This is a genomic window from Pseudomonas frederiksbergensis, from assembly GCF_001952935.1.
Classification (GTDB): Bacteria; Pseudomonadota; Gammaproteobacteria; order Pseudomonadales; family Pseudomonadaceae; genus Aquipseudomonas; species Aquipseudomonas frederiksbergensis.
Genome location: NZ_CP018319.1, coordinates 5,470,324 through 5,495,021, shown reverse-complemented (window position 1 = coordinate 5,495,021; position 24,698 = coordinate 5,470,324). Strand labels below are relative to the sequence as shown.

The following is a 24,698-nucleotide window of genomic DNA, read 5'->3' as shown; positions in this document are numbered from 1 at the left end:
ATGCACTGTTGTTACAGCAACAATTCACTGCGTACCGACATTCAGTTTCTCCAGCAAATCCTGGCTCGCGAGTTTCGGCATGGACCCTGCAATTGCCCCTGGCAAACGCAACACTTTCTACTGCCGCCCCAAGGAGCTGTCCCATGACCGAACACCAGGTAATCAATCCGCTGTCCATTGGCACCGACTATGAAGCGCTTGCCGAAAGATTCCGGCCGATCTTCCAGCGCATCGCCACCGGTGCCGTTGAGCGCGAACAGTCCCGCAGTCTTCCGTACGAACCGATTCAGTGGCTCAAGGACGCCGGTTTCGGCGCGGTGCGGGTGCCGATTGAATACGGCGGTGGCGGTGCCTCCCTGCCACAACTGTTTGAGTTGCTGATCGAACTGGCCGAAGCCGACTCCAACATCCCTCAGGCCTTGCGCGGACATTTCGCATTCGCTGAGGATCGCTTGAACTCGCCACCCGGGTCGGCGCGGAATCTGTGGTTCAAGCGCTTCGTCGACGGCGACATCGCCGGCAACGCCTGGACCGAAACCGGCAACGTGGCGATTGGCGACGTCATCACCAAAGTCTCGCCCCACGGTGACCAATGGCGGCTCAACGGCGAGAAGTTCTACAGCACCGGAAGCCTGTTTTCCGACTGGATCGACGTGTACGCGCAACGCAGCGACACCGGCGGCGATGTGATTGCCGCAGTCCGGACCCGCCAGCCGGGCATCGTGCTGAGCGACGACTGGGACGGCTTCGGCCAGCGCACCACCGGCAGTGGTACTTCACGGTTTATCGATGCCGATGTAGAGGCCGAGAACATCATCGACTTCGCCACTCGCTTCAAATACCAGACCGCGTTTTATCAGTTGGTGCTGCTGGCAACCCTGGCCGGGATCGGTCGTGCGGCGTTGCGCGATGTGGCTCATCAGGTGCGTGAACGCAAACGCATCTACAGCCATGGCAATGCGCAGCATGTCAGCCAGGATTCGCAGGTGCAGCAAGTGGTCGGCGAAATCGCGGCATTGGTGTATGCGGCCGAAGCGAGCGCCTTGAAGGCTGCACAACCGGCGCAGCGGGCTTATCTGGCGCGTTTCTCGGGTGATGAGGCCGCGGAAAAAGAAGCTAATGTCGCGGCGGAAATCGAATCGGCCAAGGCGCAGGTGGTGGTGTCGGAGTTGATCCAGCGAGCGACCACTGCGCTGTTCAATGCGCTGGGGGCTTCGGATACTCGGGTGGGTAAATCGCTGGACCGGCATTGGCGCAATGCGCGGACGGTGTCGTCGCACAATCCGGTGATCTACAAGGCACGGATTGTCGGGGACTGGGCGATCAACGGGACCGAACCGCCGTTTGTGTGGCAGATCGGCAATGGGCCAAAGGCCGACTGATGTAGCGCCTGGGAGGACGCCTTCGCGAGCAAGCCCGCTCCCACATTGGATTGATGCCGTACACAAAACCAAATGTGGGAGCGGGCTTGCTCGCGAAGGGGCCGGACGGGTCGCCGCAAAGGGTGGATATGCGTAAGATATCGGCCCTTCCCCGCAGCCTAGTCCTGCACCCCGCCGAATAAGCCGATTCCATGCCTTTCGAACTCAGTGTTGACCTCACCACCCTGGCCATTCTGGCCCTCGTCGCTTTCATTGCCGGTTTCATCGACGCCATTGCCGGCGGCGGCGGTCTGTTGACCACTCCAGCACTGCTGACCGCAGGCCTGCCCCCGCATCTGGTGCTGGGCACCAACAAACTCAGTTCGACGTTCGGCTCGGCCACCGCCAGCTTCACCTTCTACCGACGCAAGCTGTTCCATCCAAGGCAGTGGATGCACGCGATTGTCGGCACGCTGGTGGGCGCGCTGACCGGTGCCGTGGTCGCTCACTACCTGCCGGCGGAATGGCTGAACAAGATGCTCCCGGTAATTGTGTTCGCCTGCGGCGTCTATCTGTTGTTTGGCGGCACGCCGAAAGCGCCGCTGGACAGCGACGCACCGATCAAGAAAAAGTGGCAATCGACCCAAGGCTTCGGCCTGGGCTTCTACGACGGTGTGGCCGGTCCCGGCACGGGTGCGTTCTGGACCGTCAGCACGATGCTGATGTACCCCATCGATTTGGTGAAAGCCAGCGGCGTGGCGCGCAGCATGAACTTCGTCAGCAACATTGCGGCACTGTCGGTGTTCGTGTTTTCCGGGCAAGTGGACTGGATCATCGGCCTGAGCATGGGCCTGTCGGTGATGGTCGGGGCGTTCTTCGGGGCTCGCACCGCCATCAGCGGCGGTGCGAAGTTCATCCGCCCGGTATTCATCACCGTGGTACTGGGCCTGACCGTGCGGTTAGCCTGGCAACACTGGTTCAGCGTGGCCTAAGCGCCGCGCTACATAAACGTCGATCAGGTAACGGGCAATCGAGCGTGACGCCGGCAACGGCGGCAGCTCGTGCACGTTGAACCACTGGGCGTCTTCGATCTCGTCTTCCTGACACACGATCTCGCCGCCGGCGTATTCGGCATGGAAACCCAGCATCATCGAATGCGGGAACGGCCAGCACTGGCTGCCCATGTACTGGATGTTCTTGACGTCGATCTGCACTTCTTCGCGGACTTCGCGAATCAGGCAGTCTTCGGCCGATTCGCCCGGTTCGGCAAAGCCTGCCAACGTACTGTAGACCCCGGCGACAAAACGCGGCGAACGCGCCAGCAGGACTTCATCGCCCCGGGTCACCAGTACGATCATGCTCGGCGAAATGCGCGGATAGCTGCGTAAATCACACGGCTCGCAATACATCGCCCGTTCCCGGATCACCTGGGTCATCGCCTGTCCGCAGTTACCGCAAAAGCGGTGTTCGCGGGCCCAGGTGCCGATTTGCGCGGCATATCCGAGCACTTTGTAGAGCGTATGGTCGCCTTCAAGCATGAACGCCCGCAGGCCTTTCCAATTGCAGCCCGGTACGTCGCTGTGACTGCGCAGCTCCAGTAAATAGACCGGTTCGCCGTCCAGATGACCGATGCCATGTTCGGCGAGGATCGACAGGTCCTGGCGCTTGAGCCATTCACGGGGGAACAGCGCGCCATTGTCATCGAACAGAAAGCCTTCGGGGCTGCGCGCCACCGCCCAGCCGCCGGGCTGATCGGTGTCCAGTACTGCAGTGGTCCAGCGTGAAATCATTTTCAATCAATCCAGAAATTCGGGTTTCTGTTTGCTCATATGGGCGGCCATGGCCACGCGCAGATCGTTGGATTGCAGCATGGCGGCGTTCCAGGTGGCGACGTATTCGAGGCCGTCGTCGATGCGATGGTCGCGCATGTAGCTGATCATCTCTTTGGTGCCGGTGATCGCAATCGGCGACTTGCTGGCGATCTCCCGGGCGATGCCCATGACACCGTCGAGCAGGCTGGCGGTGTCATTGTAAACGCGATTGACCAGGCCCATGCCACGCGCTTCTTCGGCGCCGAACGTGCGACCAGTGTAAGCCAGTTCACGCAGCATGCCGTCACCGATGATCCGCGGCAAGCGTTGCAAAGTGCCAACATCGGCCGCCATGCCGATGTCGATTTCCTTGATCGAGAATTGTGCGTCTTCAGCGGCGTAACGCATGTCGCACGCCGAAATCAAATCAATGGCGCCGCCCAGGCAGTAACCCTGAACCGCGGCCAGTACCGGCTTGCGGCAATTGTCGACGGCATTGAAAGACGCTTGCAGGGCGAGGATCTTGCGACGCAGCAGGCGTGCGTTGCGCCCCACATCCTTGCCCAGTTCATTGACCACGCCGGCCAGCATCATCAGGTCGATACCGGAGGAAAAATGCTTGCCCGCACCACTGAGCACCACCACGCGGACTTCGTCGGTGTCGTCGACCCATTGGAAAATCTCGATGATCTCGCTCCAGAACGCAGCATTCATCGCATTGATCTTTTCTGGCCGGTTGATCTGCACATGGGCGATTTTATCGGCCAGTTCGACGGTGAACGCAGTGTACTGAGACATGGCAGTGATCCTTTTACCGGGCAGAAAATGAGGCCCGGACTATAACAAGGCAACATGGCCGGCGGTAAGGCAGCGGTTCGGCCAAAGACAGGACTTGCCAGCTACGCACCACAACAGTGCATGAACATTGCCGCGTTCGCACACTCATGTGACATTCCAACTATTTTTTGTGGCAAACCCGCAAAAAAACATGCCCTTCGTCGGTGCGTTTCTGCCTCCAAGCGGTACGTCCGTACCTCTTTAAACCGATTGTCGAACAATTTTGCCATCCGGCGTCCCCCGCTCTAAGTTCTGGCCTAGACTCAGTTCCGCCAGGCAAAACCGGTCGGTCACAAAGCGGAAAAAAAGTCGAAACTTTTGCCGGTCGTGACGGGTCAGCTTAAAAGGAGGTGCGTTGCGACTGGTGCAATCCTTGCAACGATCTCTACAGCCATTCTGCTTCATCGTATTGGCAGCGCTTGCTCACCGATGCGTAGCGCGTTTGCGCCCGGCCACAGGAATTGGCCACGAAACACCGTTTGTGCCAGACCTAAGAATTAGATCAACAACACGGGAGATTCATATGATCAGTGCGGCTTTAGATATTCAGGGAGAACGTGCTCATCAGCAGGTCGGCGAAACGAGCGCCGTGAGCGCCCCCAGTCACCAATCGATCAGCGTCCCCGGCACCAAGACGCTGGCACCGGTGGCCAGTCGGAATCCCAACAGGAAGAAAGTGCTGTTCGTCACATCGGAGATCGCCGATCTGGTAAAAACCGGGGGCCTGGGCGACGTTTCAGCAGCGCTGCCGCGAGCCATGGCTCATTTGCATGATGTGCGAGTGTTGATCCCCGGTTATCCGCAAGTGCTGAACAGCGAAAACCCGATTCATATCATTGGCGAACTCGGTGGTCACGCCGCGTTGCCTCCTTGCAAGATCGGGCGCATGGACATGCCCGACGGTCTGGTCATTTACGTGTTGATCTGCCCCGAGCTCTATGAGCGCGAGGGTTCGCCTTACGGTGCCAACAACGGCCGCGACTGGCCGGACAACCACATTCGTTTCGCCCGCCTGGGCCTGGCTGCCGCCGATATCGCCGCCAACCTTGCACAAATTCACTGGTGCCCGGACCTGGTGCACGCCCATGACTGGCCCGCCGGTCTGGCCCCCGCTTACATGCACTGGCGTGGACAGCGCACCCCGACGCTGTTCACCATTCATAACCTCGCCTACCAGGGCGTGACCAGTCTTGGGTCGTGCCCGGAACTGGGTATTCCCATGCATGCCTTGCAACAGGAAGGCATGGAGTTCTACGGCAAGATGTCGTTTCTCAAGGCCGGCATGGCTTATTCGAGCCACATCACCACCGTCAGCGCCACCTATGCCCAGGAAATCACCACCCCGGCCTTCGGCTGCGGTCTCGACGGTTTCCTTGCCGCCAAGACCCAGCAAGGCCTGCTCAGTGGCATTCCCAATGGCATCGATGAAAGCTGGGACGCGGCCACCGACCCCCATTTGTTCTGCCCCTTCAAAATTGGCGACTGGGAAGGCAAAGCGGTCAACGCCGCCCACGTGCGTGAGCTGTTCGGCCTGGAAGATTCCAAAGGTCCGCTGTTCGCTGTGGTTTCGCGACTGGTCTATCAGAAAGGCCTGGACCTGACCGAAGCCGTCTCCGAGTACATCGTCAAATCTGGCGGGCAGATCGCGATCATCGGTCGTGGCGAGCCGGAAGAAGAACAAGCCATGCGTGAACTGGCCCTGCGTTTTCCGGGCCAGATCGGCGTGCGCATCGGTTTCAACGAGACCGACGCCCGGCGCATGTTCGCCGGCAGTGATTTCCTGCTGATGCCTTCGCGTTACGAGCCTTGCGGGCTGAGCCAGATGTACGCCCAGCGCTTCGGTTCGTTGCCGGTGGCACGCAACACCGGGGGATTGGCCGACACCATTGAAAACGGCGTGACCGGTTTCCTGTTCGACGAATCCACTCCTGAAAGTTATGAGGAAGCGCTGAGCCGGGCCTTCAAGGTTTTTGCCTTCCCCGACCTGCTCAATGCCATGCGCTGCCGAGCCATGGCCGCGCCTTTCAACTGGTGCAAGGCGGTCGAACCGTACGCCGAACTCTACGAAAAACTGGTGACCAAAGCGCTGGGCAAATCGGGCAAACATTAAGAGGTTTTCAAAGATGCCGTTACGGACCCTTGAGACCTGGCCCCACGGCGCAATCATGCTGGACGCAGACCACACGCGTTTTGCCTTGTGGGCGCCAGATGCGTTTTACGTCAGTGTCGAACTGGAAGATGGACAATCCTTGCCGCTCCTGCCCCAGGCAGATGGCTGGTTCGTGATCAATACCCGCTGCCCCGCCGGCACGCGTTATCGCTACAACATCGACGGCGAGCTGGAGGTGCCCGACCCGGCCTCCCGCGCGCAGGCCGGTGATATCGACCGTCACAGCGTGGTGGTCGATCCACTTGCCTATCAATGGCAACACAGCGCCTGGCTCGGACGGCCGTGGAACGAGGCGGTGATCTACGAATTGCACGTCGGTGCGCTCGGCGGCTTCAGTGAAGTCGAGCAGCACCTGGCACGCCTCGTGGAGCTGGGCATCAGCGCAATCGAATTGATGCCGCTGGCGCAGTTTCCCGGTGATCGCAATTGGGGTTACGACGGGGTTCTGCCCTACGCCCCCCAAGCCTCCTATGGCACTCCCGAACAACTCAAACACCTGATCGACACCGCCCACGGCCATGGCCTGGCGGTGATTCTCGACGTGGTCTACAACCACTTCGGCCCGGACGGCAATTACCTGCATCGCTACGCCAAGGGTTTCTTCCGCGAAGACAAGCACACCCCGTGGGGTGCGGCGATCGACTTCCGGCGCCGGGAGGTGCGGGACTTCTTCATCGACAATGCGTTGATGTGGTTGCTGGAATACCGCTTCGATGGTTTGCGCCTGGACGCGGTGCACGCCATCGAAGACCCGGACTTTCTTCGGGAACTGGCACAAAAGGTTCGCCAGCAAGTCGATCCGGCCAGGCATGTGTGGCTGACCGTTGAAAACGAACACAACCAGGCCAGCCTGCTCGAAGAAGGCTTCGACGCGCAGTGGAACGACGACGGCCACAACGCCTTGCACGTGCTGTTGACCGGCGAAACCGACGCCTATTACGCCGACTACGCGCAAAACCCGACTGAACAACTGGTGCGCTGCCTAAGCCAGGGCTTTGTGTTTCAGGGCCACGTCACCCGTCACGGCACAACCCGAGGCGAGCCCAGCGGTCATTTGCCGCCGACGGCTTTCGTGCTGTTTCTGCAAAACCACGACCAGATCGGCAACCGCGCCCTGGGTGAACGGCTGCATCAACTGGCCAATCCCGACGCGCTCAAGGCAGCCACCGCATTACTGCTGTTGTCACCGATGATCCCGCTGATGTTCATGGGTGACGAGTTCGCCGCCGAGCAACCGTTCCTGTTCTTCACCAGTCATCACGGTGAGCTGGCGGAGTTGGTCCGCGAAGGACGACGCAACGAGTTCGCCGCCTTCAGCGCGTTTGCTGATCCGCACAAACGCGAGCAGATTCCCGACCCCAACGCGCGCCAGACCTTCGAGGCTTCACGCCCCGAGCTGACGTCAACCCGACAATCCGCCATGCACGATCTGTATCGCCAACTGTTGCAGATCCGCCATCAGCAGATCATTCCCCGTCTTCCCGGTGCGCAAGCACTGGGCGCCGAGGTGCTGGCCACAGGCGCGGTGACGGCGCGCTGGCGACTGGGCGACGGCAGTCAGCTGCGCATTGACCTGAACCTCAGCGACACGCCTGTGGTCCACTCCCCACAGGCCGACGCTTCGTTGTTGTTGTTCGAATACCCGCCACAGTCAGCCGGCCTGTTGGATCAGGGCACGCTTGCCCCGTATTGCGCGCTAGTCAGCCTCACGGCCGCAGCCCCTTTGCTACCCCCGGATGGAGAGCGCCAATGAGCGATGCGCAATTGGAAATACTGGCCAGCCGAGCTGGCCTGGCAGTCGACTGGATCGACGCCAACGGCCGCCCACAGAAAGTCGCGCCATCAGTGTTACGCAACGTCCTCACCGGACTCGGCCACCCGGCCGGCAGCGCTCAGGAAATTGACGCCAGCCTGCAGGAACTGCAGCAGGTGCAACAGACCCGGCACCTGCCACCGCTGCTGACCGCCGACTTCGGTGTCGGCCTCAGCCTGGCGCATTACTTTGAGCCCGATACACCGTGCGAGATCCACCTTGAAGATGGCTCGCGACTTCATTTGAAACTGGATGCCGAGGCGGTATTGCCCGGCCTGGTCCCGGTCGGTTATCAACACGTCAGCATCGACGGACAGGCATTTACGCTGGCCGTGGCACCGGCGCGCTGCTACAGCGTCGGCGATGCCGTCGACAGCCCGATCCCTCGCGCCTGGGGCCTGAGCGTGCAGCTGTACTCGCTGCGTCGTCCGGGCGATGGCGGTTTTGGCGATACCCAGGCGCTGGAAGACCTGGCGCGGGTGGCCGGCGAACGCGGTGCCGAAGCGCTGGCGATCAGTCCGCTGCATGCGATGTTCGGCAGCGATACCCAGCGCTACAGCCCGTACTCGCCTTCCAGCCGTTTGTTTCTCAACAGTCTGTACGCCGCACCCGGCGCCATCCTGGGTGATCGAGCATTGCGGGCCGCGATAGATGCAACCGGCCTGGCGGCAGAACTCAAGCACCTTGAAGCCTCGCCGTTGATTGATTGGCCGGTGGCTGCCGAAGCCAAACATCGTCTGTTGCAGGCGTTGTACGAAGGCTTTGTCCAGGGCGAACACCCGCTGCATGCCGACTTCAGCAGCTTCCGCCACGCCGCTGGCGAAGCCCTGGAAAACCACTGCCGCTTTGAAGCCATTCAAGAAGCCCGCGCCGCCAAAGGTGAAAGCCTCGACTGGCGGCATTGGCCCGAGCAATGGCAAAACCCGCGCAGCGCGGCCCTGGCCGAATTCGCCGAAGAGAACGCCGGGCGCATTGGCTTCTTTGCCTTCTGCCAATGGCTGATCACCCGCTGCCTGGAGCGCGCACAAACCGCCGCCCGCAGCGCCGGCATGAGCATTGGCCTGATCGCCGATCTGGCGGTGGGTGCCGATGGCGGTGGCAGTCAGGCCTGGAGTCGTCAGGACGAATTGCTCGCCTCGCTGACCGTGGGTGCACCACCGGACATCCTTAACCGTACCGGTCAGGGCTGGGGAATTTCCGCGTTCTCGCCCGAAGGTCTGGTTCGCAATGGCTTTCGGGCCTTCATCGAAATGCTCCGCGCCAATTTTGCCCACGCCGGTGGCCTGCGCATCGATCACGTCATGGGCCTGCAACGGCTGTGGGTGATCCCCAATGACGCATCACCCGCCGACGGCGCCTACCTCTATTACCCGGTGGACGACCTGCTGCGTTTGCTCACCCTCGAGTCCCATCGCCATCAGGCCATCGTCCTTGGCGAAGACCTCGGCACCGTGGCTGACGGTTTGCGAGAAAAGCTTATCGCCCGCTCGATTCTCGGCATGCGCGTGCTGCTGTTCGAACAGGACAACGCGCACTTCAAGCCGATTCTCGACTGGCCAGACAACGCACTGGCGACCACCAGCACTCATGACCTGCCCACGCTCAATGGCTGGTGGCATGGCCGCGATATCGACTGGAACGCCCGACTGGGCCTGGTCGACGCCTCGGGTGAAATCGAATGGCGCCACCACCGCGAACGCGAGCGTGAAGGCCTGCGCCGGGTGTTGAGCGAGGATCCGCAGAACTTTCGCGAAGAGTCCCATGAAACCGATCAAGTACTCGACGCCGCCGTACGTTTCCTCGGTCATACCCGTGCGCCGCTGGTGTTGCTGCCGCTGGAAGATGCCCTGGGCATCGAGCAGCAGGCCAACTTGCCCGGAACCATCGACACGCATCCCAACTGGTCCCGACGCTTGCCCGGCGACAGTGAAGCCTTGCTCGATAACCCGGACGCCGCCCGGCGCCTGGAACTGCTCGCCTGTGCGCGGCTTCAGGCGGCCGAGCGTGACCAATGAAGAAAACGCTTATCCAACCGCTGCGGGCAACCCTGCGGCTGCAGTTTCATAAAGACTTCACGCTGGACGATGCGGTGCCACTGGTGCCGTACTTTGCCAGCCTCGGTATCAGCCACGTCTATGCGTCACCGCTGCTGAGTGCTCGCGCCGGTTCCATGCATGGCTACGACGTCGTCGACCCGACCACGGTCAACCCCGAGCTGGGCGGCGAAGCGGCGCTGCGGCGTTTAGTCAGCGCATTGCGCGAGCAGAACATGGGGCTGATCCTCGACGTCGTCTCCAATCACATGGCCGTCGGCGGTGGCGATAACCCCTGGTGGCAGGATTTGCTGGAATGGGGGCGCCTGAGTCCTTACGGTGAGTTCTTCGATATCCAGTGGCATTCCCCCGACCCATTGATGGAAGGCCAGTTGCTGCTGCCCTTCCTCGGCAGCGACTACGGCATCGCCTTGCAGGACGGCACCCTACCCCTGCGCTTCAATGCGCAAAAGGGCATGTTTTATGTCGAGCACTACGAGCATCACTTCCCGATCTGCCCGACGAACTACGGCGAACTGCTCAGGACCGATGACCCGCTGAGCGCCGAATCGCTCAAGTCGCTGGCAGACCGTTTCAGCGCCTTGAGCTACCAGACTGACGCCCACAGTCTGGCGATGCCGCTGAAAACAGAGTTGCGTGAACTGGCCAGCGATCCGGCGATTCTGCAGGCCATCCAGCAAAACCTCAGCGCTTACGACTCGCTCACGGCCGAAGGTTTCCAACGCCTGCACCAGTTGCTGGAACGCCAAAGTTATCGCCTGGCCAGTTGGCGTACGGCGGCCGATGACATCAACTGGCGGCGTTTTTTCGATGTCAACGAACTGGGCGGCCTGCGGGTCGAACGTCCCGCCGTGTTCGAAGCCACCCACGCCAAAATCTTCGAGCTGGTGGCCGAAGGCCTGGTTGACGGTCTGCGCATCGACCACATCGACGGGCTCGCCGACCCACGCGGCTACTGCCGCAAACTGCGGCGGCGAGTCGACAGCCTGTCGCCAGATCGGCACCTGCCGATCTACGTCGAGAAGATCCTCGGCGAAGGTGAAACCCTGCACCGTGACTGGTCGGTGGATGGCACCACGGGTTACGAGTTCATGAATCAGCTGTCGCTGCTGCAACATGCTCCGGAAGGCGCCGACACGTTGGCCGAACTGTGGAATCGCTACAGCGAACGGCCCGCTGATTTCCGTCAGGAAGCACAACTGGCCCGCCAGCAGATCCTCAACGGCTCCCTCGCCGGAGACTTCGAAAGCGTCGCACAGGCCCTATTGCAAGTGGCCCGGGATGACCTGATGACCCGCGACCTGACCCTGGGCGCGATTCGTCGGGCGTTGCAGGAACTGATCGTGCATTTCCCGGTGTACCGCACCTACATCAGCCCCCGCGGGCGTTCGGCTGAAGACGATGTGTTTTTCCAGCAAGCCATGACCGGTGCCAGGCATGCCCTCAGCGAAGCCGACTGGCCGGTGCTCGATTGCCTGGCCCGTTGGCTGGGGGGGGAATCATGGCGCAAACGCCCGTTGGGCCGGCCGCGCAAGATGCTCAAGCATGCCTGTGTGCGTTTTCAGCAACTGACGTCGCCGGCGGCAGCGAAGGCTGTGGAGGACACCGCGTTCTATCGCTCGGCGACATTGTTGTCACGCAATGATGTGGGCTTCAGCACCGAACAGTTCAGCGCCCCGGTGGCCGATTTCCATGCGGCTTGCGTCAACCGTTTCGACGAGTTCCCCGATAATTTGCTGGCCACCGCCACCCACGACCACAAACGCGGCGAAGACACCCGCGCGCGCCTGGCGGTGCTGAGCGAGCGCAGCGCCTGGTACGCCGAGCAAGTCCCGCTCTGGCAGGCCCTCGCCCGCCCCCTGCGCGACGACGACCAGATGCCGACTGCGGGAGATGAGTTAATCCTCTATCAAGCGATCCTTGGCAGCTGGCCGCTCGATTTGCGCAGTGACGATCAAGCAGCGCTGGAGAACTACACTCAACGGTTGTGGCAGTGGCAACAGAAAGCTTTACGCGAAGCCAAGTTGCAAAGCAGCTGGAGCGCGCCGAACGAGGCTTACGAACAAGCGGTTCACCGATTCCTGCAACGTCTGCTGCTGAGTCCCGAAGGTGAACCGTTACGCGCGGCCCTCGGCAAGGCCGCCATGAGCATCGCCGTCCCCGGCGCACTCAATGGATTGGCGCAAACCTTGCTGCGCATGACGGTGCCGGGGGTGCCGGATCTTTATCAGGGCAACGAGTACTGGGACTTCTCGCTGGTCGATCCGGACAACCGTCGGCCGGTGGATTACGCCAGCCGTCAACAGGCGATGCAGAAGCCATTGGCACTGCCCGAGCTGTTGGCTGAATGGCGGGACGGGCGCATTAAGCAAGCGCTGATCGCTCACGTGTTGAACCTGCGGCTCGAGCACACCGAGCTGTTTCGGCGAGGGACGTATCAAGCCCTTGAAGTCGTCGGCAGCCAGGCTCACCGGGTGCTCGCATTTGCTCGCTCGCTGGAAGGAAAACGCGCCATCGTGATCGTGCCTATACGCTGCGCCGAACTGCTGAAAAACAGTGCCGAACCCCGGATTGGCGCGCCGCTGTGGGGCGATACACGGGTCAAATTACCGTTCACCACCCCTGATGAAAATTTGAAGGGACTTTTTTCAAGCACAACAGTCACACACCAACAGGAGCTGAACATCAGCGACGCGCTGGGAGATTTCCCGGTCAATCTTTTTATCCAAACTACCCAAACTTGAGTTCAGTTCAGGAGCATTGCGATGAGCATCAACGATAAACGCATCCGCGAATTCGCCTATCAGATCTGGGAATCGGAAGGAAAACCCGAGGGCCAGGACGCTCGCCACTGGGAGATGGCCCGCAAACTGGCTGAAGCCGAAGCGCTGGCACCGAGCAAATCACCAAAAGCCGCTGCCAGCAAAACCGCCGGCACCAAGGCTCCTGCCAGCAAAGCCAATGGCAAGGCGGCGGAGCCAAAAACCAAAGCCAAGCCCGCCGCTGCCTCCAAGGTCATCCCGCCGGGCGAAAAAGCCAGCGAGAAAAAGCCACGAGCAGCGCGTAAACCGCCCGCGGTCTGACGCCTCTCACCTTTGTCCTGATTGACCTCGTGGCGAGCCTTCTCGCCACCGAGGGCTCGCTCGCCCTCAAAAAAAACCAGAGCCAAGAACCGTCCCCCCTTTGCAGGAGCACCTATGACCAGTCCGAAGAAAGCCGCGCCAGAACCTCAAGTCGAGGCCTCGCGAATCCGTGAAGGCTTGCCCTTCCCGCTGGGCGCGACCTGGGATGGCCTGGGGGTTAACTTCGCCTTGTTTTCCGCCAATGCCACCAAGGTCGAGCTGTGCATCTTCGATGATGCCGGCGAGGTTGAACTGGAACGCATCGAACTGCCGGAATACACCGACGAGATCTATCACGGCTACCTGCCCGACGCGCATCCGGGGATGATCTACGGCTACCGTGTCTATGGCCCGTACGACCCGGCGAACGGTCATCGCTTCAACCCCAACAAACTGCTGATCGACCCCTACGCCAAACAATTGGTCGGCCAGTTGAAATGGTCCGAGGCTCTGTTCGGCTACACCATCGGCCACCCCGACGCCGACCTCAGTTTCGATGAGCGCGACAGCGCCCCGTTCGTGCCCAAGTGCAAGGTGATCGACCCGGCTCACACCTGGGGCCGCGACCATCGGGTCAGCGTGCCGTGGGACAAGACCATCATTTATGAAACTCACGTGCGCGGCATCAGCATGCGTCACCCTTCCGTCCCCGAGAACCTGCGTGGCACCTTCGCCGGATTGATGGTCGATGACGTGCTGGAACACATCCGCAAGCTCGGCGTGTCGACTGTTGAATTGCTGCCGATTCACGCCTTCGTCAACGACCAGCATCTGTTGCACAAAGGCATGACCAATTACTGGGGCTACAACAGCATCGCGTTCTTTGCCCCCGACCCGCGCTACCTGGCCAGCGGGAAGATCGACGAGTTCAAGGAGATGGTCGCGCACCTGCACGAGGCCAATCTCGAAGTGATCCTCGACGTGGTCTACAACCACACCGCCGAGGGCAATGAGCAAGGCCCGACCCTGTCCATGCGTGGCATCGACAACGCCTCTTACTACCGCTTGATGCCCGACGACAAGCGCTTCTACATCAACGATTCCGGTACCGGCAACACCCTGGACCTGAGTCACCCGTGCGTGCTGCAAATGGTCACCGACTCCCTGCGCTACTGGGCCTCGGAAATGCACGTCGACGGTTTCCGCTTCGACCTGGCGACCATTCTCGGGCGCTACCACGATGGCTTCGACGAACGTCACAGCTTCCTTGTGGCCTGCCGTCAGGACCCGGTGCTGCGTCAGGTGAAGATGATTGCAGAAGCCTGGGATTGCGGCCCCGGCGGCTATCAGGTCGGTAACTTTCCACCGGGCTGGGTCGAGTGGAATGACAAATTCCGCGACACCGTGCGTGCGTTCTGGAAAGGCGACGACGGCCAACTGGCAGACTTCGCCAATCGCATGACCGCTTCCGGCGAGATGTTCAATCAGCGTGGCCGGCGGCCGTACGCCTCGGTGAATTTCGTCACCGCCCACGACGGTTTCACCTTGAACGACCTGGTGTCGTACAACGACAAACACAACGAAGCCAACGACGAGAACAATCAGGACGGCAGCAACAACAACCTGTCCTGGAACCACGGCGTCGAAGGTCCGACCGACGATCCCGAAATCAATGAGCTGCGTCAGCGCCAGATGCGCAATTTCTTTGCCACGCTGCTGCTGTCCCAAGGCACACCGATGCTGGTGGCCGGCGACGAATTCGCCCGCACCCAGGAAGGCAACAACAACGCCTATTGCCAGGACAGCGAGATCGGTTGGGTCAACTGGGACCTGAGCGAAGACGGCAAGGCCCTGCTCAAGTTTGTCAAACGGCTGATCAAGTTGCGCCTGGCTTATCCGATCCTGCGTCGCGGTCGGTTCCTGGTGGGCAATTACAACGAGGACATCGGCGTCAAGGACGTCACCTGGCTCGCCCCGGATGGCAGCGAAATGTCTGTCGAACAATGGGAGGAAGCCCATGGCCGCTGCCTCGGCATGCTAATGGATGGCCGCGCCCAGGAGACCGGTATCCGCCGCAAAGGCGCCGACGCCACCTTGCTGTTGGTGGTCAACGCGCATCACGACATCGTCAATTTCCTGCTTCCGGAAGTGCCCGACGGCGCTTTCTGGACCTGCATGATCGACACCAACCAACCGTCGATCAGGGGGCAGGAACGCTTCGAGTTCGGGCACGAATATTCAGTCACTGGCCGTTCGCTGCTGCTGTTCGAATTGCAGCGTGAGGAAGAAGAGTGAAATAAACCTTCAAGGTTTCCGGCCCTATTCGCCCCCCCCCACAGCGATCCATTGGCCGGGATCGGGGCGCAGCCGGGCTAATAAAACCGCACCGGATTGAACATCGGGGCGACGAATAGCGTGACATGAGCAATACTCTGTTCGCGGCAATCCAGGGTTTGGAGCGCCGCACATTGCTATCAACGAGAACAAGGACGTAGCCATGAAACCGGTCTCCATCAGTGAAAGCAGGCTCCCCGTACAAATCTGGAACAGCGCCCCGCAGCTGGACAACATTCCTGTCATCAGCACTCAGACCCTGGTCCCCGCCGGCGCACGCGCTGTAGTGATTGCCCCACACCCTGGCGATGAAGTCGTGACCTGCGGCGGCCTGCTGCAGCTGCTCAGCGCCTTGGGTCATCCCCTGCAATTGATCTCGATTACCGACGGCAGCGCCAGCCATCCGGGCTCGCAACAATGGTCGGAGAAGCGCTTGAGCGTGTTTCGCCCCCAGGAAAGCCTCGAAGCCTTGCGCCGGCTCGGATTACCGATGCACAGCCTCAAATGGATTCGTGGTGGTTTCACCGACAGTGCCCTGGCTGAACGGGAGTTTCAGTTGACTCAGTTCATTGCCCGTTATTTACGCCCCGGGGATGTGGTGTTCAGCACCTGGTGCGAGGATGGCATTGTCGACCATGACGCCGTCGGCCGGGCCAGCGTCAAGGCCGCGGCCATGGTCGGGGCGACGCTCAACGAAGTGCCGGTCTGGGCCTGGCACTGGCCAACGCGTGATCGAGGGCTTATTCCCTGGCATCGTGCGCGCAAGGTTCGCCTGGACACCTGGACCGTCGCGCGCAAAAGCCACGCTACCCACGCCTATGCCAGCCAACTCGACGGCGAGCCGGCCATCGGCCTCGCCCCGCTGCTGCCCCCGGTGCTTCTGGAACGGATACGGTTGCCCTACGAAATTGTCTTCGTCTGACGCAGCGCTGGCAGCAGCCTGTAACAGCTGTCGAGCCTGCGACTGTGGCGAGGGGATTTATCCCCGTTGGGCTGCGAAGCGGCCCCTTTTTTTCCAGCCACACCGCGTCGAATGGCTTACGACGGCTTCGCCGCCGAACGGGGCGGTGCGACGTTTCGCTAAATCCCCTCGCCACAGTCGCAAGCTCGGCAGCTGCTACATTTTGGTGTGAAGGCTGCTTGCGACGAATCACTCTGAACTGCCTGCCGCTGTATCAGTCGCATGCATAACCCGTCCTGATTCAGAGGAGTGAACGTGACCAGTGATTCCAAGTGGCAGGCCGTCGAGTCATCTCCATTGAATACGCCCCCGGCGATTCATCGACTGAGAGTGCTGACGGTCAACACCCACAAGGGTTTTACCGCACTCAACCGACGTTTCATTCTTCCGGAATTGCGTGAAGCGGTACGCAGTACCTCGGCGGACCTGGTGTTCCTGCAGGAAGTCGTCGGTGAACACGACCGCCATTCCACTCGCTACAACGATTGGCCACAGACCTCACAGTACGAGTTCCTGGCCGACAGCATGTGGAGCGACTTCGCCTACGGTCGTAACGCGGTCTACCCCAACGGTCACCACGGCAATGCCCTGTTATCGAAATACCCGATCCGTGAACACCGCAACCTAGACGTCTCGATCACCGGCCCCGAACGCCGCGGCTTGCTGCATTGCGTACTGGATGTGCCGGGTCACAAAGAAGTGCATGCGATCTGCGTGCATTTGAGTCTGTTGGAAAGCCATCGCCAACTGCAGCTCCAACTACTCTGCCAACTGCTCGAATCGTTACCCGACGATGCGCCGGTGATTATCGCCGGCGACTTCAACGACTGGCAGTTGCAAGGCAACACCGCCCTCGCCCGGCGTGACTATCTGCATGAAGCCTTCGAGCGCCACCACGGCCGCCCGGCAAAAACCTATCCGGCACGCTTTCCGCTGCTGCGCCTGGATCGGATCTATCTGCGCAATGCCAGCAGTCATGAGCCGCGAATACTGGGGCACAAGCCCTGGACGCATTTGTCGGATCACTTGCCGTTGGCGGTTGAAGTGCATCTTTGAAACGCCCCAATATCGACAGTAATCAGCAGCGCGCATTGTCTGCAAATATCGGTGTCAGGGTGAGTTGGTAGACCGGTAGCCCACTATCAAAAAACGCTCTGGAACGCAGGTTTCTTGACGATTTTTCGAACAAACAAGAGCTTAGATGTGCGGCGAAAATCAGTCACTTGCAAACCCTAAAATACACGTACCACTTATCGGCCATTTTCTTGACGCAGTATCAAGGGTCTTCTTAGCTACACGTTACTACCCCCGGAAATACACCAGGGGCAAGCCTCCAGACACCCGCAAAAACGGGCGGCCAGAGGCTTGCCCCATTACATTCGGTCGCCCCTCATTCGGGGTAGGAGAGACGCCAGAGCGAGATACCGCATGCGATTGCAAGGTAGACCTCCATGAAAACTTCATTCACCCAACAAGAGATCAAAGTTACTTTTTGCACTGTATCGAGCTCACTCCTTCTGTGCTCGTCCATGGAAGTGCAGGCAGGGCCGGCAGCGGACGAAGCCACGCCTTGGTACCGTCAGGATGTTCCGGTCATGACCTTACCCGCTGTCACTTTCACCGCTCCCTACTCCGGCCGCTTCAGCGCCGCCTCCGATACACGAAGTTCGCGCCTGACCATCGAGGACGCTGCGCCTTCGGCCTGGGATCAGGTATATGGACAAGCTTCGCGGCAAGCGCAAACCGATGTTCTGGCTCAGGGGTTTGCCGGCCCTGGCAGTAGCGAATTCAAAGGTCCGGCGATCCTGACTCTGAAAAGCGGTAGCGGTCATACCCAGCGGGTCGGACTGGTTGGCGGCACCACTCAGTTACAAGGCAACAGCAACGGGCTGCTGACCGGTCGCGCCCATGCTGACCCCAGCCACGACACTCTAAGCCTCGAGGGCCAAAGCCTCGGCGCTTACTGGAGTTTGACCGGCCCCCAGGGCTGGCACGTGGATTTGACGGCCAGCGGCGGTCGGGTCAACGGCTATACCCGCAATGACCAGGGCGCCCGACTGGCGACCGAAGGCAGCGCGGTGACGCTGTCGGTAGAAGGTGGTTTCCCCATTGGCCTGAGCGACAACTGGGTCGTTGAACCCCAGGCGCAGTTGATCAATCAACGCATTACCCTGGACACCCCGTATGGTGGATCTGGCAATGCCTCGTCCAGCGAACTGACGTCCTGGAGCGGGCGGGTCGGTGCACGCTTGAAAGGTAGTTACGACATCAACGGGCTGGGGGTCGAACCCTATGTGCGAACCAACCTGTGGCACACGGTGTACACCGGCAATACGGTGAACCTCGATCAGGTCGAGAAGATCAGCAGCAGCCGTTATTCATCGACCGTCGAAGTGGGTTTGGGCCTGGTGGCCAGAGTGACACCTGCCGTGAGTCTTTACGTCAGCGCCGACTACAGCAGTGATGTGGATGACAATGATTTGAACGGGTTGATTGGGAGTCTGGGTGTGCGGATGCGGTGGTGAAATGATCGTTCCCACGCTCTGCGTGGGAATGCCTCCAGTGACGCTCTGCGTCACATCGTAGGAACGCGGAGCGTCCCGGGCTGCATTCCCACGCGGAGCGTGGGAACGATCATGTGGGAGCGAGCCTGCTCGCGATGGGAGCGACTCGGTTCTAGATCAACCCTCCGGACGCAGCATCAACACCGCCAGCGGTGGCAGGTTCAATACCAATGAGAGTGCCTGGCCGTGGCTCGCCTCGTCCTCGGTAAACGCCCCGCCGCTGTTGCCATAGTTCGAACCGGCGTAAGTGGCCGCATCGCTGTTGATCACCTCGGTCCAACGCCCGGCAAACGGTACGCCGATGCGATAACCCTCACGTGGCACCGGTGTGAAGTTAGCCACCACCAACACCGGCCGCCCATCCCTGCTCCAGCGCATGAAGGCGTAGACGCTGTTGGTGGCGTCATCGCCAATCAACCACTGGAAGCCTTGCGGCGCGTCGTCCTGATCATGCAGCGCCGGCTCTTCGCGATACAGCCGATTCAGATCGCCGACGAGTTTCTGCACTCCTTTGTGTTCCGAATACTGCAGCAAATACCAATCCAGTTGCTGATCGTGGTTCCACTCACGCCACTGACCAAACTCGCAACCCATGAACAACAGCTTCTTGCCCGGATGTGCCCACATGAAACTGAGGTAGGCGCGCAGGTTGGCGAATTTCTGCCAGCGGTCGCCGGGCATCTTGTCGATCAGCGAGTGCTTGCCGTGTACCACCTCGTCGTGGGAAATCGGCAGGATAAAGCGCTCGGACCAGGCATACACCAGACCGAAGCTCAGCTCGTTGTGGTGATGGGCGCGGTACACCGGGTCTTGCTGGATGTAGTGCAGCGAATCGTGCATCCAGCCCATGTTCCACTTGTAGTCGAAGCCCAGTCCGCCCTGTTGCGTACCCTGGCTGACACCCGGCCATGCGGTGGACTCTTCGGCGATCACCAGCGCGCCGGGGGCTTCGAGGTCGACCACGTCATTGAGATGGCGCAGGAAGTCGATGGCTTCGAGGTTTTCCCGACCGCCGTGACGGTTCGGCACCCATTCGCCGGCCTTGCGCGAATAATCGCGATACAGCATCGAAGCCACGGCATCGACCCGCAGGCCGTCGACGTGGAAATGCTTGAGCCAGTGCAGCGCCGAAGCCAGCATGTAGCCGTGCACTTCGGTGCGACCCAGGTTGTAGATCAGCGTGTCCCAATCCTGATGGAAGCCTTCCTGCGGGTTGCCGTATTCGTACAGCGCAGTGCCGTCGAATTGCGCCAGGCCGTGGGTATCGGTCGGGAAATGTGCCGGCACCCAGTCGAGGATTACGCCGATGTCGGCCTGGTGGCAGGCATTGACGAACGCGGCGAAGTCATCCGGCGAGCCGTAGCGGGCGCTCGGGGCGAATTGCGAGAGCAGTTGATAACCCCAGGAACCGCCGAACGGGTGCTCCATGATCGGCATCAGCTCGATGTGGGTAAAACCCAACTCCTTCACGTAGGGAATCAGCCGTTCTGCCAACTCATGCCAGGTGTACTGCCGGGCGACCTCACCCAGATCATCCAGCTCACATTGCCACGAGCCTGCATGCAATTCGTAGATCGACAGCGGCGCACTCGGACGATGACGGTCGCCCCGCGCTTGCATCCACTCGTGATCCTGCCAATCGATGTTCAGCGGCGATGCGACTTTTGACGCGGTATCCGGCGGCAGCGAAGTGGCCAGCGCCATCGGGTCGGCCTTGAGCGGCAGAATACCGTGGGTGCCAAGGATCTCGTATTTGTACGTTTCCCCCGCTTGCATGCGCGGGACGAAAATTTCCCATACGCCGGTAGGATGGCGCAGGCGCATCGGGTGCCGACGACCGTCCCAGTTGTTGAAGTCCCCGACCACCGACACCCGTTTTGCATTCGGTGCCCACACGGCAAACCGCACGCCATCGACACCGTCGACGGTTTTCAGCTGCGCGCCCAGGCAAGCACTCAGATCGCGGTGATTGCCTTCGGCGAACAGGTACAAGTCCATCTCGCCGAGCAACGGGCCAAAGCTGTAAGGGTCTTCGCAAACCTGTTCGCCGCCGGCCCAGCGGGTTCGCAGCAGATACGGCTGCGCCCGATCGAAGTGCCCGACGAACAGGCCCGGCGTCTGGGTGGCCTCAAGGTTGCCGAGTTCTTCCCCGGAGTCCTTGGCCAGGACCTGCACGCTCAAGGCGTCCGGCAAATAGGCCCGAATGAATTGCCCGCCGGCACCATCGCCGTGGGGACCAAGAATTGCAAAGGGGTCGTGATGTTCGGCGCGTACCAGCGCGTCGATGTCCCGCGATCTGGGCAGCAACGCTTCTTTAGCGTGACCCTGTTCCTTGTTCGAGAAACTCATGACTACTCTCCACCAAGATCGGAAAAGGGTTTAAGCCCACTCAATAACCCATACAAACCGTGCAACGGCACGGGCAACCATGTGGGGCGATTTTCCGCCTCATAGGCCACTTCATACGCTGCCTTCTCCAGGCCGAACAACGCCAAAGCGGCGTCCTCGCCTTCCGGATCTTGCCATGCATGAGCAAGACTAGCTGCCGCCAGCCGATAAGCGTCGACAAATGCTTGTTTTGCTTCATTCAAATAGCGATCGGCGACACGTTGACGTGCGGCATGGGCATCGGCCGTGTTATCGACGTTGTGCACATTGATCGCCATCGCCGCAGCGTAGTCAAAGGAGCGCAACACCCCACTGACGTCTTTGTACGGGCTGTGTTTGCCCCGTCGTTCATGCAGCGGCCGCGCCGGCTCGCCTTCGAAGTCGATCAGGTAGGCGTCACCCTTGATCACCAGCACCTGGCCCAGGTGCAAGTCGCCGTGGACGCGAATGCGCAGACCACCAACGGCTTTTTTGCCCAGCTCCTGAACATGGCTGAGGATGGCTTTTTTGTTGTCCAGTAAATGAGTGACCAAGGCTTTATCTGCCGGGTTCAATTCGATTTGATGCTGCTTGAGCAACTTCAGCGCGTACTCCAGTTGCCCCGCCACGTCCTTGGCCGAGGCCAGGGCATCTTTCTGGGTGGTCACCTGTGGGGTGAAGTCCGGGTTGTCGCTGGGCGCCGCCAGCACCTGATGCATTTCACCCAGGCGCTGACCGAGCATGCCGGCGAAGTCTCTCAGTTCGCCCAAGGCGTTGTAATGTTGCTCCTGCTCGGACATGGCGTCGGCCAACTCGTCGCGCAGTGCCCGTTCGAGGTTGTTCTGGGTCCATTCCCAGGCGTCGCCCTGATTGCTCAAGTAGCCTTGGGCAATCATCAGCAACGTTTCCTCGCCCGCCGGATCACGGCGAACCACTGAACCCAGCAGCGGCGAGATATTGCGGAAACCGGCATGAGTCAGGTACGCGCTCATTTCCAGTTCCGGGTGCACGCCGGACGCGATCTTGCGAATCAGCTTCAGCACCAGGCTGTTGCCGATCACCACCGAACTGTTGGACTGTTCGGCGGACAGGTAACGCACCTCGGATTCCCCGGTCAGGCCGAGTTTCGCCAGCTCCCACGTCGGCTCAAAGCAGATATCGCCCGCACTGGATGGCACTACGGTATTACTTTGCATGCCCTGCAACACCGCATGCACGAAGGTATCGAGGCTGAAGGCATCGGTGATCAAGCCGACCTGACGCACGCGCCGGACCCGCGACAAGGCCAGTTGCTGAGGCAACGCGGCGCCCACCTGATCTTCAGAGATAAAACCGAACGGTAACTGATAGCGGCTGGTCTGGCCGCCGCTGGTGACATCGATTTCACTCAGCAATACGGGATGCAGCGGATCGCCGAAGCGCACGCCGTAAGCGATGTTGACCTGTTCGATGGCCGCGTCCTTGCCGGCAAACCAGCGGCGGTTCTGCAGCCAGCTCGGCAAGATGCCCTGCTCCAGCGTGTCGCGAGACGGCGCTTCGAGCAGTTCTTCCATGCGTTTCTTCAGCACCAGCGTGGTGAAGTCCGGCAGGCTTTGCGCCGGTTCCACGTGCCAGCTCGGCATCTGGTTTTCCGCCGCCAATACAAACCAATAGAAGCCGTAAGGCGCCAGGGTCAGCAGGAAATTCAACTGGCCAATAGGCGGGAAGGCGTTACCGCCGAGCATCTCCACCGGCACCATGCCGACGTAGGCCGACAGGTCCAGCTCCGCTGCTTGCGCGCTGCGGGACACGTTGGCGACGCACAAGATGATTTCGTGCTTGCCGTCCGGTCCGGTGAATTCCCGGGTGTAGGCCAGGATTCGCCGGTTAGTCGGCGAAAGCATCTTCAGGGTGCCGCGACCGAAGGCCTTGGACTGCTTGCGCACGGCGAGCATGCGCCGGGTCCAGTTGAGCAACGAATGCGGGTCGCCGGCCTGGGTTTCGACGTTGACCGACAAGTAACCATATTGCGGGTCCATGATCGGCGGCAGCACCAGGCTGGCCGGGTCGGCGCGGGAGAAACCGCCGTTACGGTCAATCGACCACTGCATCGGCGTGCGCACGCCGTCACGGTCGCCGAGGTAGATGTTGTCGCCCATGCCGATTTCATCGCCGTAATACAGGGTCGGCGTGCCGGGCATCGACAGCAGCAAACTGTTGAGCAGTTCCACGCGACGACGATCGCGCTCCATCAACGGCGCCAAGCGGCGGCGAATCCCCAGGTTGATCCGCGCCCGACGGTCGGCCGCGTAGTAATTCCACAGGTAATCGCGTTCCTTGTCGGTGACCATTTCCAGCGTCAGCTCATCGTGGTTACGCAAGAAAATCGCCCACTGGCAGTTGGCCGGGATCTCCGGAGTCTGACGAAGGATATCGGTGATCGGAAAACGGTCTTCCTGGGCCAGCGCCATGTACATGCGCGGCATCAGCGGGAAGTGGAACGCCATGTGGCATTCGTCACCGTTCAGGCCTTTGGCGTCGGTGTCGCCGAAGTACAGTTGCGTGTCCTCCGGCCATTGGTTGGCCTCGGCCAGCAGCATGCGGTCCGGGTAGTTGGCGTCAATTTCGGCACGGATCTGCTTGAGGACGTCGTGGGTCTCGGGCAGGTTTTCGTTGTTGGTGCCGTCGCGTTCGATCAGGTACGGAATCGCATCCAGACGCAAGCCATCGATGCCCATGTCCAGCCAGTAGCGCATCACCGACAGCACGGCTTTCATGACTTGCGGGTTATCGAAGTTCAGGTCTGGCTGGTGGGAATAGAAGCGATGCCAGAAGTACTGGCCGGCCACCGGGTCCCAGGTCCAGTTGGACTTCTCGGTGTCGAGAAAGATGATGCGGGTGCCGTCGTACTTATGATCGTCATCGGACCAGACGTAGAAATCCCGTGCCGCCGAGCCTTTCTTGGCCTTGCGCGCACGCTGAAACCAGGCGTGCTGGTCCGAGGTGTGGTTGATGACCAGTTCGGTAATCACCCGCAAGCCACGTTTGTGGGCTTCAGAAATGAAACGCTTGGCGTCGGCCATGGTGCCGTAGTCGGAATGCACGCCACGGTATTCGGCAATGTCGTAGCCGTCATCACGCCGTGGCGAAGGATAGAACGGCAACAGCCAGATGGTGTTGACGCCCAGATCGGCAATGTAGTCGAGTTTGGCGATAAGACCGGGAAAGTCGCCGATCCCGTCATTGTTGGAGTCGAAATAAGACTTAACGTGAACCTGGTAGATCACCGCATCCTTGTACCAGAGCGGGTCCTTGATAAAGGTGGCAGCCTTGGGTTTCTTCGCCATTTGAAACTCCTGTTGAAAACTGGAAAGCGCCTTGTCCC

15 protein-coding genes are annotated in these 24,698 nt (G+C 60.6%); 11 read left to right on the top strand and 4 right to left on the bottom strand.

The features are described from left to right. The first annotated feature begins 143 nt into the window (after positions 1-143). Positions 144-1,382: an acyl-CoA dehydrogenase family protein gene (locus PFAS1_RS25810; RefSeq protein ID WP_076031051.1), complete on the top strand. Its 1,239-nt coding sequence runs from the start codon at positions 144-146 to the stop codon at positions 1,380-1,382. A 191-nt stretch (positions 1,383-1,573) separates the two neighbouring features. Continuing rightward, the gene (locus tag PFAS1_RS25805; RefSeq protein ID WP_008152714.1) at positions 1,574-2,353 is read left to right on the top strand and encodes a TSUP family transporter; all 780 of its coding nucleotides are present in this window, start codon (positions 1,574-1,576) and stop codon (positions 2,351-2,353) included. On the opposite strand, the gene nudC is transcribed toward PFAS1_RS25805, so the two are convergent. Continuing rightward, positions 2,321-3,151 (bottom strand): NAD(+) diphosphatase, encoded by an 831-nt coding sequence (gene nudC, locus PFAS1_RS25800; RefSeq protein ID WP_076031050.1) that lies wholly within the window; start codon positions 3,149-3,151, stop codon positions 2,321-2,323. The genes PFAS1_RS25805 and nudC overlap by 33 nt on opposite strands. A 6-nt stretch (positions 3,152-3,157) precedes the next feature. Continuing rightward, a complete protein-coding gene (locus PFAS1_RS25795; RefSeq protein ID WP_076031049.1) occupies positions 3,158-3,970 on the bottom strand; it encodes a crotonase/enoyl-CoA hydratase family protein in 813 nt (270 codons plus the stop codon). 562 nt (positions 3,971-4,532) lie between these two features. Here PFAS1_RS25795 and glgA point away from each other — a divergent pair. The 9 genes from glgA to PFAS1_RS25750 all read left to right on the top strand — a co-directional run bounded on the left by glgA (position 4,533) and on the right by PFAS1_RS25750 (position 18,928). Next, on the top strand, positions 4,533-6,119 hold the full coding sequence (gene glgA, locus PFAS1_RS25790; RefSeq protein WP_076031048.1) for a glycogen synthase GlgA: 1,587 nt from the start codon (positions 4,533-4,535) through the stop codon (positions 6,117-6,119). Positions 6,120-6,132: 13 nt separating this feature from the next. After that, entirely contained in the window at positions 6,133-7,932 is a 1,800-nt protein-coding gene (treZ, locus tag PFAS1_RS25785; RefSeq protein WP_076031047.1) for a malto-oligosyltrehalose trehalohydrolase, read from the top strand. Next, on the top strand, positions 7,929-10,007 hold the full coding sequence (gene malQ, locus PFAS1_RS25780) for a 4-alpha-glucanotransferase (RefSeq protein WP_076031046.1): 2,079 nt from the start codon (positions 7,929-7,931) through the stop codon (positions 10,005-10,007). The genes treZ and malQ overlap by 4 nt, the downstream gene beginning before the upstream one ends. Continuing rightward, a complete protein-coding gene (locus PFAS1_RS25775; protein WP_076031045.1) occupies positions 10,004-12,790 on the top strand; it encodes a malto-oligosyltrehalose synthase in 2,787 nt (928 codons plus the stop codon). The genes malQ and PFAS1_RS25775 overlap by 4 nt, the downstream gene beginning before the upstream one ends. Positions 12,791-12,811: 21 nt before the next feature. Then, positions 12,812-13,129 carry a DUF2934 domain-containing protein gene (locus PFAS1_RS25770; RefSeq protein WP_076031044.1) on the top strand — a complete coding sequence of 106 codons (318 nt, stop codon included), beginning with the start codon at positions 12,812-12,814 and terminating at the stop codon, positions 13,127-13,129. 114 nt (positions 13,130-13,243) lie between these two features. Further along, positions 13,244-15,403, top strand: a complete 2,160-nt coding sequence (gene glgX, locus PFAS1_RS25765; RefSeq protein WP_076031043.1) for a glycogen debranching protein GlgX — start codon at positions 13,244-13,246, stop codon at positions 15,401-15,403. A gap of 202 nt (positions 15,404-15,605) precedes the next feature. Then, the gene (locus tag PFAS1_RS25760; RefSeq protein ID WP_076031042.1) at positions 15,606-16,364 is read left to right on the top strand and encodes a PIG-L deacetylase family protein; all 759 of its coding nucleotides are present in this window, start codon (positions 15,606-15,608) and stop codon (positions 16,362-16,364) included. A 294-nt stretch (positions 16,365-16,658) separates the two neighbouring features. Next, positions 16,659-17,459: an endonuclease/exonuclease/phosphatase family protein gene (locus PFAS1_RS25755; protein WP_074876771.1), complete on the top strand. Its 801-nt coding sequence runs from the start codon at positions 16,659-16,661 to the stop codon at positions 17,457-17,459. 395 nt (positions 17,460-17,854) lie between these two features. Then, entirely contained in the window at positions 17,855-18,928 is a 1,074-nt protein-coding gene (locus PFAS1_RS25750) for an autotransporter domain-containing protein (RefSeq protein WP_076031041.1), read from the top strand. 156 nt (positions 18,929-19,084) lie between these two features. Here PFAS1_RS25750 and glgB read toward each other — a convergent pair whose 3' ends face one another. Both glgB and treS read right to left on the bottom strand, forming a co-directional pair. Next, positions 19,085-21,316 carry a 1,4-alpha-glucan branching protein GlgB gene (glgB, locus tag PFAS1_RS25745; protein WP_076031040.1) on the bottom strand — a complete coding sequence of 744 codons (2,232 nt, stop codon included), beginning with the start codon at positions 21,314-21,316 and terminating at the stop codon, positions 19,085-19,087. A 2-nt stretch (positions 21,317-21,318) separates the two neighbouring features. After that, entirely contained in the window at positions 21,319-24,660 is a 3,342-nt protein-coding gene (gene treS, locus PFAS1_RS25740; protein WP_076031039.1) for a maltose alpha-D-glucosyltransferase, read from the bottom strand. Between the last annotated feature and the right edge of the window lie 38 nt (positions 24,661-24,698).